General features: G+C 73.3%; 13 protein-coding genes. 8 read left to right on the top strand and 5 right to left on the bottom strand.

What is annotated here, in order from left to right:
- Positions 1-115: 115 nt before the first annotated feature.
- Positions 116-1,657, top strand: a complete 1,542-nt coding sequence (locus G5V58_RS00945; protein WP_165227946.1) for an MXAN_6640 family putative metalloprotease — start codon at positions 116-118, stop codon at positions 1,655-1,657.
- Positions 1,658-1,732: 75 nt separating this feature from the next.
- Here the strand turns inward: G5V58_RS00945 and G5V58_RS00940 are convergent, their stop codons facing one another.
- The gene (locus G5V58_RS00940) at positions 1,733-3,046 is read right to left on the bottom strand and encodes a phospholipase D-like domain-containing protein (protein WP_165227944.1); all 1,314 of its coding nucleotides are present in this window, start codon (positions 3,044-3,046) and stop codon (positions 1,733-1,735) included.
- 143 nt (positions 3,047-3,189) lie between these two features.
- On the opposite strand from G5V58_RS00940, the gene G5V58_RS00935 reads away from it, so the two are divergent.
- Positions 3,190-3,723, top strand: coding sequence for a hypothetical protein (locus G5V58_RS00935; RefSeq protein ID WP_165227942.1), 534 nt, complete (start codon positions 3,190-3,192; stop codon positions 3,721-3,723).
- Here G5V58_RS00935 and G5V58_RS00930 read toward each other — a convergent pair.
- Positions 3,720-5,636, bottom strand: coding sequence for an ATP-dependent DNA helicase (locus G5V58_RS00930; protein ID WP_165238481.1), 1,917 nt, complete (start codon positions 5,634-5,636; stop codon positions 3,720-3,722). The two genes, G5V58_RS00935 and G5V58_RS00930, sit on opposite strands and share 4 nt — an antisense overlap.
- A gap of 243 nt (positions 5,637-5,879) precedes the next feature.
- Here G5V58_RS00930 and G5V58_RS00925 point away from each other — a divergent pair, with 243 nt between their 5' ends.
- Both G5V58_RS00925 and G5V58_RS00920 read left to right on the top strand, forming a co-directional pair.
- The gene (locus G5V58_RS00925) at positions 5,880-7,619 is read left to right on the top strand and encodes a sensor histidine kinase (protein WP_165227940.1); all 1,740 of its coding nucleotides are present in this window, start codon (positions 5,880-5,882) and stop codon (positions 7,617-7,619) included.
- A gap of 24 nt (positions 7,620-7,643) precedes the next feature.
- The gene (locus tag G5V58_RS00920) at positions 7,644-8,534 is read left to right on the top strand and encodes an alpha/beta fold hydrolase (RefSeq protein WP_165227938.1); all 891 of its coding nucleotides are present in this window, start codon (positions 7,644-7,646) and stop codon (positions 8,532-8,534) included.
- A 6-nt stretch (positions 8,535-8,540) separates the two neighbouring features.
- On the opposite strand, the gene G5V58_RS00915 is transcribed toward G5V58_RS00920, so the two are convergent.
- Positions 8,541-9,236 (bottom strand): SGNH/GDSL hydrolase family protein, encoded by a 696-nt coding sequence (locus G5V58_RS00915; RefSeq protein WP_165227937.1) that lies wholly within the window; start codon positions 9,234-9,236, stop codon positions 8,541-8,543.
- A gap of 86 nt (positions 9,237-9,322) precedes the next feature.
- A complete protein-coding gene (hflX, locus tag G5V58_RS00910; protein ID WP_165227935.1) occupies positions 9,323-10,804 on the bottom strand; it encodes a GTPase HflX in 1,482 nt (493 codons plus the stop codon).
- A gap of 110 nt (positions 10,805-10,914) precedes the next feature.
- Between hflX and G5V58_RS00905 the strand changes: the two genes are divergently transcribed.
- From G5V58_RS00905 to G5V58_RS00890, 4 genes are all read left to right on the top strand, one after another.
- A complete protein-coding gene (locus tag G5V58_RS00905) occupies positions 10,915-12,291 on the top strand; it encodes a Vgb family protein (protein ID WP_165227933.1) in 1,377 nt (458 codons plus the stop codon).
- Positions 12,292-12,298: 7 nt separating this feature from the next.
- Complete coding sequence (locus tag G5V58_RS00900; RefSeq protein ID WP_230486982.1) at positions 12,299-12,970, top strand: nucleoside/nucleotide kinase family protein; 672 nt, start codon at positions 12,299-12,301, stop codon at positions 12,968-12,970.
- A 97-nt stretch (positions 12,971-13,067) separates the two neighbouring features.
- Positions 13,068-13,448 (top strand): hypothetical protein, encoded by a 381-nt coding sequence (locus tag G5V58_RS00895; protein ID WP_165227931.1) that lies wholly within the window; start codon positions 13,068-13,070, stop codon positions 13,446-13,448.
- 10 nt (positions 13,449-13,458) lie between these two features.
- Positions 13,459-14,100 carry a vWA domain-containing protein gene (locus tag G5V58_RS00890; RefSeq protein ID WP_165227929.1) on the top strand — a complete coding sequence of 214 codons (642 nt, stop codon included), beginning with the start codon at positions 13,459-13,461 and terminating at the stop codon, positions 14,098-14,100.
- Between the two features lies 1 nt (position 14,101).
- Here the strand turns inward: G5V58_RS00890 and G5V58_RS00885 are convergent, their stop codons facing one another.
- Positions 14,102-14,878, bottom strand: a complete 777-nt coding sequence (locus G5V58_RS00885) for an SDR family NAD(P)-dependent oxidoreductase (RefSeq protein WP_165227927.1) — start codon at positions 14,876-14,878, stop codon at positions 14,102-14,104.
- Positions 14,879-15,061 lie beyond the last annotated feature (183 nt).

Here is a 15,061-nt window from a genome sequence, read left to right as displayed (position 1 = left end):
CGTCACGGCTCCAGGACAGCTGCAGACCAGCACCCAACCGTACGGTCTCGGTGTCCGTCTTCCGGGGTAGGGTCCACACGACCTCGTCGACCTTCCCTACAGACTCGGAGAACCCATGCCCACGACCTCACGGGCGCGCCGCAACCCGGCGCTCGTGCTCACGGCGGCGGTGGCCGCGGCGTTCGCGCTCGTCGCCACCACGCTGAGCACGCCCGCGCTGGCCGCTCCGTCCGCCGCGCGGACCGCGAGCGTCGCCAAGCCGGCCGTCAAGCACGACCGCACCTGGCGCGCCAAGGCCGCCCTGGCCCAGGCCCAGAAGGCGTTCAGCCCCAGCACGCCGGCCAACCAGCGTCCCGACGCGACGCTGGCCCTGCGCAAGCTGTGGATGCTCAAGGACGCGCTCTCCCCCGCGGACCGCGCGGCCGCCGACCGGCTGGCCCAGCGGCCCGACAAGCCGGCGACGGTGGGCGACGAGAACATCCTGCTGCACTACGACCCGGCCGAGCTCAACCCGGCGGCGTTCGACCAGAACGTCGCGCTGGCCACGGTGCAGAACGTCGCCAACACCTACGCCGCGTCGGGCTACCGCCGGCCCAAGCCCGACAAGGGCAAGGGCGGGGACAACCGCATCGACATCTACCTCGACTCGCTCGAGCCGGGCCTCTACGGCTACTGCACCACCGACCAGCGGCTGCGCGGGCGGCACCACGACGTCTGGGCCTACTGCGTCCTGGACAACGACTACGCCGGCTTCCCGAGCCACACCCCGCTGCAGAACCTGCAGGTCACCGCGGCGCACGAGTACTTCCACGCGACCCAGTTCGCCTACGACGCACTCGACGACGACTGGCTGCTCGAGGCCACCGCGACCTGGGCCGAGGACGAGCTGTACGACGACGTCAACGACAACGTCCAGTACCTCCGCCGCAGCCCGATCACCTCGCCCGGACGGTCGATGGACAAGTTCGAGGACACCGGCGTCTTCCAGTACGGCGTGTGGAACTTCTTCCGGCTGATGAGCAACACCTACCCGGAGAAGACCGGTCTGCTGCCCAACGTGATCCTCAAGATCTGGGAGGCGGCCGACAGCTCCAAGGGCCGCAAGAACCTCTACTCCACGCAGGCCATCAACAAGGTGCTCAAGAAGAACGGCACGTCGCTGGCGGACTTCTTCACCTACTACTCCGCGGCCACGCGGCTCACCCACACGCCGATCTTCGACGAGGGCGTCGAGCAGAACTACCCGATCAAGCCGGCTGCCGGCTCGGTCACGCTCGCCGGCGGCAAGGGCGCCAAGGGCAAGCTCAACCTGGACCACCTCACGAGCGCGACGCTCAACATCGCCAACGGTGGCGGCGCCTCGGCGCTGAAGGTCAAGCTGCGGATGGCCCCGAAGTCCCACGGCTCCAAGGCGATCTACGTCGCCTACGGCGCCAACGGCGCGGTGCTCTCCATCCAGGCCATCAAGGTCAACCGCAAGGGCAAGGGCAAGGCCACGGTGGCCTTCGACCCGAGCGTGACGTCGGTGGACGTGACCCTGGTCAACGCCAGCACCAAGTACCGCCAGTGCGGTCGTTACCAGCGCAACGCGGTCTCCTGCTCCGGCAAGGCCGTGTTCGACAACCAGCGCTCCCGGGTGTCCGTCAAGGCCGCCTGAGACAGCTGACCTACACACCAGCCGGCCCCGGTGACCTCACGGTCACCGGGGCCGGCTGCTGCGTGGGGCGACGTTTCAGTGGCAGCGGGCCTGGACCGGGGTCGCGGACTCGCGGGACTGGTGGGCGTGGCGGAAGGCGTCGCTCACGTGGGCGCGGTAGGCCCTGAAGGCCCACTGGCCCTCGAGGCGCAACATCAGCTCGTCGTTGTAGAGCAGCCCGCCGCAGGTGGTGTTGCTGGTCCCCGTGACCACGGCGTACTGCACCTTGCCGCCGATCTTGGCGTGGATCGCGTAGACCTTGTCGTGGGCCACGATGGTGCGCACCAGGTTGTCGGCGATGTCGACGCTCTGCCCGCCCGGGAGCCGGAACGGGCGCTGGAGCCAGTTCTCGATCAGGTCGCGGGTGGTGACGATGCGCAGCTGGCAGCCCTCGCGCCAGAGCCGCCCGATCTGCGCGCGGACGTCGTAGCGCTGGATGACCGCGACCATGATGTCGACGGTGCGCGCGCCCTTCACGCAGTGCGTCTGCTTGAGGGTGTTGAGCACGATGTCGCCCTTGCGCGGGTAGACCATCGCCGCCGGTGGGCCGGCGTAGGTCTTCTGCGCGTCGCCCCACGTCTGGCCGCCGACGGTCCAGCTCTGCGCGCGCAGGCGCTGGAAGTAGTCCAGCGCGAAGGCGTAGTAGCCGTCGTCGGTGACCCGGGCCAGGCTGTTGACCTGGGAGTACTGGCGCCCCTCGAAGTTGCTCGAGCTGGTCACCACCGAGCGCTGGCCGTCGATGTCGGCCAGCAGCAGCTTGAGGTGGTTGACGTCCTGCGACGGCGGGGCCGGGCCGCTCCCCCGCCACGGCAGACAGGCGCCCTGGCAGACCACGACGTTGCCCGGCGCGGGGTCGCCGGCCTCGATCTGGGCGATCACCGCCCGCCCGGCCGCCTTGGTGGTCATGTCGGCGTCGGCCACGATCTCCACGTGCGCGCCGCGCTGCTGCGCGGCCACCAGCGCCTTGGTCGTCGCCGGGATGTCCCAGCGGAACATCGCGATGCGCAGCGAGTCGCCGGCGCCCGCGGCGTTGAACAGCTCGACGAACCGGCGCACCACCGCCGGGTCGCTGCCGCCCTTGGTCGCCGGTGAGGAGAAGCAGACCTCCAGGGCCGCGCCGTCGGTGTTGCAGCCACTGAGGCGGGTCTTCCCGCGTGCGGCCGGGGGTACGGCGGTCGGCGTCGCGGTCGCGGCGGCGGGGCGGACCGGGGCCGCGGACGAGGACCCGGCCGTCACCGCCCGCGCAGCCGGCTCCCGGCTCTCGACCGGCGGCTCCGAGGAGCTCGACGCGCACGCGGAGCCCAGCAGCGCCAGGGTGAGGGCGGCGGTCGCGACGACGCGGTAGGCCATGCCCCAGGGTCTCATCCGCGCCGGGCACGCGGTCCCGGAGCACGTCGGCTCCGGGGACGTCTCGGTGCTCCCAAGGGCGCTCGCGGCTCTAGACCAGTGCGCACGTCGCCGTGACCCGGCTGCCAGGCGCGCGTTGTCGGGGCATGCCGCTCCACACCGTCGATCTGGGCCGGGCCGTCGCGCCCGCGGCGGGGCGGCAGCTGCGCACGGTCGGCGGCCACCTGTTCTCGCGCTGGCCGACCGGACTGGCGCCGGAGCGGCGCTCGGACCGGCGGGGCTACGTGATCAGCTTCGGGTCCGACGCCGACACCGAGCCGCTGCGCGAGCTGGTCGAGGCCTGCGAGCTGGCCGGTCGGCCCACCGCGTGCGTGGCGGCCGGAGACGCGGCCCACCAGGCGCTCGGACGGGCGACGTACCGCTGGGAGGCCGCGCCGGCGCTCCGCACCCCGTCGCTCGAGGTGGCCCGGCAGAGCGTCGCCGCCGCGACGGCCGTCGTGGACGGCGTGGACCCGCACCTGGTCGTGCTGCAGCTCGAGGACGGCTGGCGCGAGCTCAGCACGTTCGTCGACCACCTGCGCGAGACACCGCAGTGGGACCGCTCGGTGGTCGTGGCGCTGACCGACGTCGAGCGCGACCTGGGCCTGGTCGCCCGCTGGCTCGGCGTCGAGCTCTTCTAGCGCGCGTCGGAGGGTGCCGCCGCGGCCAGGCGGGCCAGGGCCTTGCGCACCACCGCGGGATCGGTCGTGGTCCACATCGGCGGCAGGCTGGCCTTGAGGAAGGGGCCGTAGCGGGCCGTGGCCAGCCGCGGGTCGAGGACCGCGACCACACCGCGGTCGGCGTGGGTGCGGATGAGGCGACCGGCGCCCTGGGCCAGCAGCAGGGCGGCGTGGGTGGCGGCGACCTGCATGAAGCCGTTGCCGCCGGCCTTGTCGGCCGCGCGCTGGCGGGCGCTCATCAGCGGGTCGTCGGGCCGCGGGAACGGGATCCGGTCGATGAGCACCAGCTGGCAGGTGTCGCCGGGCACGTCGAGGCCCTGCCAGAGCGAGAGGGTGCCGAACAGCGCGGTGTGCGGGTCCTCCTTGAACTGCCGGGCCAGCTCGGGCAGCTGGGCGTCGCCTTGGGCCAGCGTGGTCAGGTGCGGCAGCCGCACCCGGACCGCGTCGGCGGCGGCCTCGGCCGCGCGGCGGCTGGAGAACAGGCCCAGCGCGCGGCCCTCGCAGGCGTCGACGAGCTCGACGATCTCGTCGAGCTGGGCGGCGCCGAGCCCGTCGCGGCCGGGCGGCGGGAGGTGGCGGGCGACGTAGAGGATGGCCTGCTGGCCGTAGTCGAACGGGCTGCCCACGTCGAGCCCGCGCCAGGGCAGCGTGTCCTCGTCGCGCTCGAGCTCCTGCCCACCCGCGCGGTCGACGTCCTCGCTCGGCTTGAGCCCGAAGCTGCCGGCCACGGCGCCGAAGTCGCCGCCCAGCCGCAGCGTGGCGCTGGTGAAGACGGCCAGCTTGTCGGTCAGCAGCTTGTCGCGCATCGGCCCCCACACCTGCAGCGGCGCGACGGCGAGGTGGGGCGGCCTGTGCTCACCGCCCTCGGCCACCCAGAGCACGTCGGACTCCCGGTGGGCCGCCATCCGCTCGGCGGTGGCGAAGACGTCCTGGACCGCGCCCTTGGCCTGGGTCAGCCCGGCGTCGCCGTCGTCGCCGGCGCTCTTCGCGTCCTTGGGGTACGCCGAGAGGCAGGCGCGCGCCGCGTCGCGGACCGCGACCAGGGCGTCGCCGAGCGCGTCGGGCAGGGTGTCGACGCGGCCGGCGTCGAGGTCGTTGACGGCGTCGCGGAGCACGTCTCCGGCGTCGGCCAGGTCGTCGGCCTCGCTGCCCTCGACGTGGCGCTGGGAGCGGCGGGCGGCCCGGTCGACGTCGGCGGCGAACAGCTCGTCGGTGGCCGCCTGGGTCACCCGGGACACGAGCTCGTGGGCCTCGTCGACCACCACGACGTCGTACTCCGGGATCATCGGCACGCCCTCGACGGCGTCGATGGCCAGCAGCGAGTGGTTGGTGACGATGAGGTGGCTGCGCTGGGCCTTCTCGCGGGCCAGCTCGGCGAAGCACTCCTGACCGAACGGGCACTTGGCCGCACCCAGGCACTCGCGGTGGTTGACCGAGACCTGGCGCCACTCGCGGTCGGTGTGGCGCGGCGCGTGGTCGCGCTCGCCGGTGCCGCCGTCCTCGACCTCCTGCTCGGCCCAGGCCCGCAGCTCGAGCACTTTGGTGGCCAGCGGGCCCTGCGGCACGTCGACGAGCGTGCCCTGGTCGTCGGGGACCCCGGCGCGGATGCGGTGCAGGCAGGCGTAGTTGGAGCGGCCCTTGAGCACGGCGTACGACGCGTCGACGCCCGGCAGGGTGCCGACGGCCTCGACCAGCCGCGGGATGTCGCGCTCCACCAGCTGGTGCTGCAGCGCGAGGGTCGCCGTGGCCACCACCACCCGGCGGTCGTGGAGCAGGGCGGGCACGAGGTAGCCGAGCGACTTGCCGGTGCCGGTGCCGGCCTGGACGAGCAGGTGGGTGCCGCCGCCCATGGCCTCGGCGACCGCCTCGGCCATCTCGACCTGGCCGGGTCGCTCCTGGCCGCCCAGGGCCGTCACCGCCGTGGCGAGGGTGGCGGAGACCGCGCTGCCGACCGCACTGGGCTCGGTCTGGGCTGCGGCGGTCACCCGGAGACTCTACGGCGGCGGGCCGACAGCTCCGGTGCCCCGCGCCCGCGCCTGTGGACGACGTCCGAACTGCGCGAAAGCCCGGTCGGCGCCCGGCTCGCCCGATAGGTTCTGCCGCGTGGGCGGCGCGCCGTGGGGGAGCCCGACCGGACGACCTGGTCGGACTCGTCCGCGCGCGCCGTGCTGCAGCTCATGGTCGAGTCGGTCGCGGAGCTGATCGGCTTCGAGGTGGCGGCCCTCTCGGTGGTGCTCGGCGACGAGCTGGTCACGCTGGCCTACACCGGACCGGAGGAGCACCGCGAGTACATGGAGCAGCCCGACCCGGTCTCGGTCATCGAGCCGGTCCTGGCCCGTGCCACCCCGTGGGGACGCCGGCTGCGCTACATCGAGCCCACCCCGGTCGAGGAGCTCGAGGGGCACTGGATCCACTTCGACCCGGTGCCGAGCGACGCCGAGGACGCCTGGGGCCAGGGCGAGGAGCTGTTCGCCGAGCTGAGCGACGACGACGGGACCGTGGTCGGCATCCTCTCGGTCGACCGTCCCGCGTCCGGTCGGCGCCCGGGAGCGCGCGAGCTCTCGCTGCTGGAGCGGTACGCCGCGCAGGCCGAGCGCGCCGTGCTCACGCTGTTCGAGCGCGAGGCGCTGTTGGAGCAGGTCGCGCAGGCCGAGTCGGCCCGCCACCTCATCCGGTCCGCCTCGCGGCCGACCCTGGACTCGCTCGACGACGTGCTGCGCCACACCCACGACCAGCTGGTGGCCAGCTTCGACGCGCGCGGGTCGTGGGTCCACGTGTTCCAGCCCGACGGGCCGCCGATCAGCGTGGCCCGCACACGCACCGGCCAGCGCGTGGAGATCGACCCGGACGTCCTGGCCTTCACCAGCGAGCTCGCCCCGCGGCTCTGGGACCGGCAGCGGCCGCTGGTGCTGCCCGACGACACCGAGCCCGAGTCGCTGCCGGCCACCGTGCGTGCGCACCTGCTGCGCCGCGACGACTCCCGCGTCCTGGGCGTCGCGCTCGGGGTCGGCGACGAGTGCGTCGGCCTGATGGTGCTCTCCCGCGACCCCGACCAGCCGGGCTGGTCGTCGGTGGAGGTCGCCTCGGTGCAGCAGATCGGCCACGACCTCGGCGCCGTCCTCATGACCGCCCGCGCGCTCGAGCGCGAGCGCAACCTGGTCGTCGAGCTGCAGCGCATGGACGACTACCGCAGCCAGGTCATCGCCATGCTGTCGCACGAGCTGCGCACGCCGCTGACCGTGATCTCCGGCAACCTCGAGCTCCTCGGCGACACCGACCTGGACGAGGAGGCGACGCGCTACCACCAGGCCATGGGTCGCGGCACCGAGCGGATGCGCCAGGTCGTGGACGACCTGCTGCTCCTGGCCCGGGTCAGCAACCCCTCGCACCCGCTGGTCCGCCTGCCCGTCGACCTGCGCGCGGTGACGCGCGAGGTGGTCAGCCTGGTCGAGTCCACCGCCCGCACCAAGGGCGTCTCGCTCACCGTCCGCCTCGGCCCCGACCCGCTCACGGTCTGCGGCGACGCGGTCGAGCTGGACCGGCTCGTCGGCAACCTGGTCAGCAACGCCGTGAAGTACACCGGCGCCGGCGGCAGCGTCGTCATCGCCGCCCAGCACCAGGACGACGACGTGGTCCTCGCGGTCACCGACACCGGGCTCGGCATCTCCGAGGAGGACCAGCGCGGCCTGTTCCAGGCGTTCTTCCGGACCACCAACCCCCAGGCGCTGCGCGAGCCCGGCACCGGTCTCGGCCTGGCCACCGTGGCCACCATCGTCGAGCGCCACCAGGGCCGCGTCGACGTGGCCTCCCGCCTCGGTGAGGGCAGCACGTTCACCCTCACCCTGCCGGCGGGCTGACCCCTCGCGCCTAGGCTCACGCCTGTGGCGGACTTCCAGCAGGTCGAGACCCCCGACGGCCGGACCCTCGAGGTGCTCTCCGGCGGCGACCCGGACGGCTTCGCGCTGCTCCACCACGGCGGCTCGCCGTCGGCGGCCGTGCCCTACGAGCCGTTCGACGACGCGGCCCGCGCCGCCGGGCTGCGCTTCATCACCTACTCCCGACCAGGGTACGGCGCCTCGACCGCGCTCCCGCGCGACGAGCCGCGCATGGTCGACGACGTGGCCGACGCGGCCGCGGTCCTCGACGCCCTCGGCGTGGACCGGTTCGTGACGTCGGGCTGGTCCGGCGGCGGCCCGCGAGCGCTCGGCTGCGCCGCGCTCCTCGGTGGCCGCTGCCTGGCCGCCGCCTCGATCGCGGGCGTCGGCCCGCACGACGGCGCCGGGCTGGACTGGAAGGCCGGCATGGCCGAGGAGAACGTCGCGGAGTACACCGCCGCCGAGACCTCCCGCGCGGCGTACGCGGCGTACCTCGAGGAGGACTTCCTCCCCGTCCTGCTCGCCGACGTCGACGACATGGAGGAGGCCATGGGCGGCCTGCTGCCCCCCGCCGACCGCGCGGCCATGGACCGCGGCTTCACCGCCTGGATGACCGAGACCTTCCACCGCGCCGGCGCCCAGCGCATCGCCGGCGTCCTCGACGACGGCCAGGCCGCGGTCCGGCCCTGGGGCTTCGACGTGCGCGCGATCGCCGTGCCGGTGCTGGTCTACCAGGGCCGCCAGGACGCGATGGTGCCGTTCGCCCACGGCGCCTGGCTGGCCGAGCACGTGCCCGGGGCCGAGGCCCACCTGAGCGACGACGACGGCCACCTGACGCTGATGATCACCGGGTTCCCGGGGATCCTGGCCGACCTCAAGCGGGTGGCGGGGATCTAGCCGGGCCTAGCCCTGCGTGGCCAGCGCGATGCGCGCCGCGACGGCGTCGCCGAAGAGCCGGTGGCCGGTCGGGGTCAGGTGCAGCCGGTCGTCGCGGTAGGGCAGGTCGAGGTCGACGGTGGAGACGTAGGGGACGCCGTACTTCGCGCACAGCTCGCGCAGCAGCTGGTCCACGCGCGGCACGTACCTCGCTCGCGACGGCGCGCTGGCCGGGCCGACGACGACGGTGGGGTACGCCGCGGTGTCGCGCATGACGCGGGCGAAGCCGGCCGTGATCTCGGCGCGGCTGCGGTCGTAGTCGTTGAGGCCGCCCTCGACCACGACCAGGTCGGCGCCGTACTTGAGCGCGGCCGGCGCGCGGTCGGCGAAGCTGACGCGCCCGCACGGCGAGGCGTCCTCGCTGAACCCGGAGCCGGAGAAGCCCGCCACGTGCACCCGGCCCGGCAGCCGCGACGGCCACGACTGCACCGGGCGGTCCAGCCCGAGCCCGGCCGACCAGGAGTCGCCGATGACCACGACGCGCTCGCCCTGGCCGGTGACGTGCTGGGCCCGGGCCACCGAGGCGGCGGCGAACCGCTCGCAGCGCGAGAGGTTCGCGCTGGCGCGCGCGGCGAACACGCCGGTGGCCACCAGCGCGACGACCAGCGCCAGCGCCAAGGTGAGCGCGGTGCGACGGCGCACCAGCAGGACCCGAGAGAGCACGGAGCAAGTGTGCGGTCGCGGCGACGATTTCCGAATGGCTAGACCGGGCCATTCAGGGGTGACCCGGGAGACACCCCAAGCGGCCCCTAGACGGCGTACGCCGCCAGCTCGCCGGCGAGGTCCTCGTTGGCCCGGCCGGCCAGCAGGGTGCCGTCGGCGGTGTGCTCGAGCAGGTCGATCTCGCCGTGCTGGTGGAGCTTGTTGAGCAGGTCGCCGCGCTCGTAGGGCAGCAGCGCCTTGAACTCCACGCCCGGTCGCGGCAGCTCGCCCTCGACGTAGGCCAGCGCCTCGCGGACGCCGGCGCCGGTCCTGGCGCTGACCACCACCGAGTGCGGCTCCTCGCGCTGCAGGCGCGCGACGACGAGCGGGTCGGCGGCGTCGACCTTGTTGATGACCACGATCTCGGGGACGTCGCCCGCACCGATCTCGGCGAAGACCTCGCGCACCGCGGAGAGCTGGCCCTCGGGGTCGGGGTGCGAGCCGTCGACGACGTGCAGGATCAGGTCGGCGTCGGCCACCTCCTCCAGCGTCGAGCGGAAGGCCTCGACGAGCTGGTGCGGCAGGTGCCGGACGAAGCCGACGGTGTCGCTCATGGTGTAGACGCGGCCGTCGGCGGTCGTGGTCCGACGCGTGGTCGGGTCCAGGGTCGCGAACAGCGCGTCCTCGACCAGCACGCCGGCGTCGGTGAGCCGGTTGAGCAGGCTGGACTTGCCGGCGTTGGTGTAGCCGGCGATGGCCACCGCGGGGATGTGCCGGGCCTGGCGCAGCGAGCGCTTGGCGTCGCGGGTCTTCTTCATCTCGCGCAGGTCGCGGTTGAGCTTGGCGATCTTGGTGTTGATCCGGCGGCGGTCGGTCTCGATCTTGGTCTCACCGGGACCACGGCCACCGATGCCGGCGCCCGCGGCGACCCGGCCACCGGCCTGGCGAGACAGGTTGCCGCCCCAGCCGCGCAGCCGCTGCTTCATGTACTGCAGCTGGGCGAGCTCGGTCTGCGCCTGCGCCTCGCCGGACTTCGCGTGCTGGGCGAAGATGTCGAGGATCAGCGCGGTCCGGTCGACGACCTTGACCTTGAGCCGGTCCTCCAGGTTGCGCAGCTGGCTCGGGGCGAGCTCGCCGTCGCAGACCACGGTGTCGGCGCCGGTGGCCTGGACGATCTCGCGGATCGCGTCGACCTTGCCGCGCCCGACGTACGTCGCGGGGTCGGGCGACTGCCGGCGCTGGTAGATCGCCTCGAGGACCTCCGAGCCGGCGGTCTCGGCCAGCAGCTTGAGCTCGGCCAGGGAGTTCTCGGCGTCCTCGACCGAGCCGTCGGTCCACACCCCGACGAGCACCACGCGCTCGAGGCGCAGCTGGCGGTACTCGACCTCGCTGATGTCCTCGAGCTCGGTGGACAGACCGGCCACGCGGCGCAGGGCGTGGCGCTCGGCCAGCTCCATCGCGCCCACGGTGGGCTCGTCCGCCGCCTCTTCGGGGTCGTCGCCGCCGGCGTCGACCAGCTCGACGGCGTCCCAGTCGTCAGTCTCCTCGAGCTCAGCGTCGAGGGTGAAGTCTTCTCGTGCGTTCGTCATGTGCCTTCAAGACTACGTCGCGTCTCAGCGCGGAGACGAGTCGTTTCTGCGCTGTCGGCGAACCCTGGTAGGCATGTCCCAGCGTCCAAGACCTGTCTCGGGGGGAACCCATGCGCCACCGCGTCGTCGCCGCCGTCTCCAGCCTGCTGCTGCTGGTGGGCGGGCTCGCCCTGCTCGGGGTGGCCACCGCCGCGCCCGCGAGCGCGGCCACCCAGGTCTTCCCGGTCCCGACCAGCAGTGCCGGCCTCGGGCGGATCGCCACGGCGCCCAACGGCAACCTGTGGTTCATCGAGACCGAGGCCAACAAGCTCGCCCGGATGACCCCGACCGGCCAGGTCACGGAGTTCAACCTCTACGCAGAGTTCGACTCCACCGTCGCCAAAGACGTCGACGTGGCCGCGGACGGCACGGTGTGGGTGCTCTACAACTCTGGCCAGTACGTCGCCGGCGTCAACGACGCCGGACAGGCTGTGCGCGGGCCCTACGACATCGGCGTCTACGGCCGCGAGATCCGGGTCGCCGCTGACGGCACCCCATGGATCACCGCCTCCGACGCCGGCGACGACTTCATCGTCCGGATCGTCGGCAACTCGCTGCTGTCCAGCGCCAACTCACCCGCCTGCGGGGACGGGCTCGGACGGGCCGCCGACGGCAGCTTCTGGTGTCGCACCGACTCCGGGCTCACGCACCTCAACGCCGACGCCTCCGGTGGGGTCGCCTACCCGGCCAACGACTACGCGGCCTACCCCTACGCCATCGCCGCCGGACCGGTCGGCTCGATCTGGTTCGGTCGTTACTTCGGCGGGACGTTCGCGACCTCTCCGGATGACGGGTCGGTCGGCTACGTCGACGCAGGCAGCGGCCAGGTGACGGCGTTCGACACAGGGTCGCGCACCGCTCCCGCGGACATCGTCCAGGGACCCGACGGGAACATGTGGTTCACCAGCATCGGCGCGGCCAAGGGCATCGGGCACATCAGCCCGAGCGGGAGGGGCGGCACGCTGACCGCCATCGGCGGCTACGCCCCGGTGTCGCTCACCTTCGGCAAGGACGGCGCGATCTACGCCACCGACTCGGCCAACAACGTCGTCATCCGCACGACGACCGACCAACTGCAGACCACCAACGTCGACCCGGGCGACGGCTCGGTCCTGCTCGGCGCGGCTCCCGGCACGGTCAAGGGCGCCAAGAAGCCGCTGGTGCTGAGCGAGAACGCCGTCGGCCTCAAGCTCGCCTGTCCGGCCGACGCGGCCCAGGCCTGCGCGGGCCAGGCCCGGCTGACCACCAACGCCAAGAAGAAGGCGAAGGTCATCTCCCAGAAGAAGACCTACAAGGTGGCGGCCGGCAAGAAGGGCACGCTCAAGCTGAAGCTGACGCCCCAGGGCCTCAAGGCCCTCAAGAAGGGCAAGGTCACCAAGGTCCGCCTCCAGCTGCTGCGCGACGGCACCCCGGTCTCGGTGACGGTCCTCAAGATCCGCCGCAGGTGACATCCTCGTGACCGTGCAGGAGCCGGTGCTGGTCTCCCCCGACGGTCACGAGGTCGCCGACCTGGCCGACGCGCTGCCCTCGGGCCGCTTCGTGCTCGGGATCAGCGGCGCGCCCGGCGCCGGCAAGTCCACGCTCGCGCGGGCCCTCGCCACGGCGTACGGCGCGCCGGTGGTGCCCATGGACGGCTTCCACCGCACCACCGCCGACCTCGTCGCCCGGGGGCGGCTCGACGCGAAGGGCGCGCCCGACACCTTCGACGCCGAGGCGTACGCCGCGCTGCTGCGTCGCCTGCACTGTGGTGGCGACGTCCTGGCGCCGTCGTTCGAGCACGGGCAGCCCGACCCGCGGGCCGACACGATCCCCGTGCCGGGCTCGGCCGGGCTGGTGCTGACCGAGGGCAACTACCTGCTGCTCGACCGTCCGGAGTGGCGTCCGGTGCGCCTCGAGCTCGACGCGGTCTGGCACGTGGTCACCGACGACGCCGTCCGCCTCCAGCGGCTGGTCGCCCGGCACGTCGCGGCCGGCCGTGCGCCGTCCCACGCCGAGGCCTGGGTCGAGCGGGTCGACCAACCCAACGCCACCCTCGTCGAGGCGGCCGCGACCCGCGCCGACGTGGTGCTCGACCTCAGCGCTTGGTCGGGCCGGCTCGAGCGTGGTGGACCACGGCGCCGTTCCTGACGCCACGGGCAGGAGCCGGCCCGATCGCCTCGTCTCCGCACTGAGTGCGGGGTCGCATTTGTTGCGTATCCGCAGTTTGTGCGGCACGCTGGTCGACATGACCCCGGACCCGAAGCAGCTCGACGCCGTGCGCGAGGCCCTCGACGCCGCCGTGGACCAGGACGCCGGCACGGCGCTCCCCCACCTGCGCGAGGCCGCCGACCGGTTGACCGCGCTCATCGACGAGTCGATGGCCGAGGCGCTGCTCGACGGGAAGGTGTCCCTGCGCTCCGCCGGGGCCGCGGCCGGGCTCACCGAGAACGCCGTGCCGCCCCGCCTGGCCCGCACCCGGAAGCTCGGCGCCTACGCCAACGACGAGGGCCGGGTCACCGCCGCGGCCATCGAGCGCGCGAAGTACGACCACGAGTCCGGGACCCCGCGACCCGCCCCCGCTGCACCACCCGCACCGATGCGCTTCAAGCCGCGTCGGAAGTCCTGAGGAGGACAGCATGACCCGTCCCGACCTGACCCACGTGTACTTCCTGCTGGACCGCTCGGGCTCGATGCAGTCGATCAAGACCGACACCGAGGGCGGCTTCGCGGCCTTCGTCGAGGAGCAGCGCCGGGCGCCCGGGGAGTGCCGGGTGACGCTGGCGCAGTTCGACGACCAGTACGACGTGGTCTACGCCGACCGCCCGCTGGCCGACGTGCCTCCCCTGGTGCTGGCACCGCGCGGCAGCACCGCGCTGCTGGACGCGATGGGCCGCACCATCACCGACGCCGGCGCCCGGCTGGCCGCGCTGCCCGAGGACGAGCGGCCCGGCACCGTGATCGTGGCCGTGATGACCGACGGCCTGGAGAACGCCAGCCGCGAGTGGACGCACCCCGCCATCAAGGCGCTGGTGACCCAGCAGAGCGAGGCGTACGGCTGGCAGTTCCTCTACATGGGCGCCGACCAGGACGCCATCGAGGTCGGCGCCTCCCTCGGCGTCGCCCGCGAGGCGTCGGTGACCTACGGCCGGTCCAAGGCCGGCGCCGCCATGGGCGCGGCCAGCGCCAAGATCGGCAAGCTGCGCCAGGACCGGCTCACCGCACCCGCCGCCCCGATGGCGGCCTTCACCGCCGAGGAGCGCGAGGCGCTGGCCGACTGAGCTACTTCGGGGGCATCCGGATGCCGCCGTCGACCCGGATGACCTCGGCGTTCATGTAGGAGTTGGTCAGGCACTCGACGACCATGCTGGCCAGCTCCTCGGGGACGCCGAGGCGCTTGGGGAACAGCACGCTCTCACCGAGCTTGGCCTTGAACGCCTCGGAGTCCGGGCCCTCGCCGTAGATCGGGGTGTCGATGAGGCCCGGGGCGATGGTGTTGAGCCGGATGCCGGAGGCGGACAGGTCGCGGGCGACCGGGAGGGTCATGCCGACCACGCCGCCCTTGGAGGCGCTGTACGACGCCTGGCCGATCTGGCCGTCGAAGGCCGCGACGCTGGCCATGTTGACGATCGCGCCGCGCTGGCCGTCGGCGTCGGGCTCGTTGCGGCTCATCACGGTGGCGGCCTGGCGGACCATGTCGAAGGTGCCGATCAGGTTGATCGCGATGACCCGGCGAAACGCGTCGAGGTCGTGCGCGGACTCGATCTGGCCGTCGCGGCCGATGGTGCGCTGGGCCCAGCCGATGCCGGCGGAGTTGACCACGGCGCGCAGCGGCGCGATCTCGGCGGCGGCGTTGACCGCGGCGGTGATCTGCTCGGTGCTGGTCACGTCGACCTGGGCGAACACCCCGCCGATCTCCTGCGCCAGCGCCTCGCCCTTGTCGGCCTGGAGGTCGGCGACGACGACCGTCGCGCCCTTCGCGGCGAGCTGACGGGCGCAGGCCGCGCCGATGCCGGAGGCGGCGCCGGTGACGATGGCGGTCGATCCAGAGATGTCCATGGCTCCGGAGCATAGGGGTGGCCCGGGCTGAGTACGCGGGCGGATGTCGGCGGTACGCCGCGCGGCGCAGCCTGGGCTGGTGCGTCCCTCCCGCCCCTGCCGTCGTCCTGCTCCTGCTCGCTCTGGTCTGCGCCTGGGCCGGGGCCCTGGGTCGCCTCGCGCAGGGCCCGGACGGCGCCTGGG

The organism is Nocardioides anomalus, assembly GCF_011046535.1.
Taxonomy (GTDB): Bacteria; Actinomycetota; Actinomycetes; order Propionibacteriales; family Nocardioidaceae; genus Nocardioides; species Nocardioides anomalus.
The sequence above is the reverse complement of the archived record's forward strand: the minus strand, read 5'-3'. Positions and strand labels throughout refer to the sequence as shown.

Bases quoted from the DNA above. Each gene is read 5' to 3' on its own strand.
- G5V58_RS00945 (WP_165227946.1), top strand. From the start codon at position 116: ATGCCCACGACCTCACGGGCGCGCCGCAACCCGGCGCTCGTGCTCACG.
- G5V58_RS00940 (WP_165227944.1), bottom strand. From the start codon at position 3,046: ATGGCCTACCGCGTCGTCGCGACCGCCGCCCTCACCCTGGCGCTGCTG.
- G5V58_RS00935 (WP_165227942.1), top strand. From the start codon at position 3,190: ATGCCGCTCCACACCGTCGATCTGGGCCGGGCCGTCGCGCCCGCGGCG.
- G5V58_RS00930 (WP_165238481.1), bottom strand. From the start codon at position 5,636: ATGGCCGAGGCGGTCGCCGAGGCCATGGGCGGCGGCACCCACCTGCTC.
- hflX (WP_165227935.1), bottom strand. From the start codon at position 10,804: ATGACGAACGCACGAGAAGACTTCACCCTCGACGCTGAGCTCGAGGAG.
- G5V58_RS00905 (WP_165227933.1), top strand. From the start codon at position 10,915: ATGCGCCACCGCGTCGTCGCCGCCGTCTCCAGCCTGCTGCTGCTGGTG.
- G5V58_RS00895 (WP_165227931.1), top strand. From the start codon at position 13,068: ATGACCCCGGACCCGAAGCAGCTCGACGCCGTGCGCGAGGCCCTCGAC.
- G5V58_RS00890 (WP_165227929.1), top strand. From the start codon at position 13,459: ATGACCCGTCCCGACCTGACCCACGTGTACTTCCTGCTGGACCGCTCG.
- G5V58_RS00885 (WP_165227927.1), bottom strand. From the start codon at position 14,878: ATGGACATCTCTGGATCGACCGCCATCGTCACCGGCGCCGCCTCCGGC.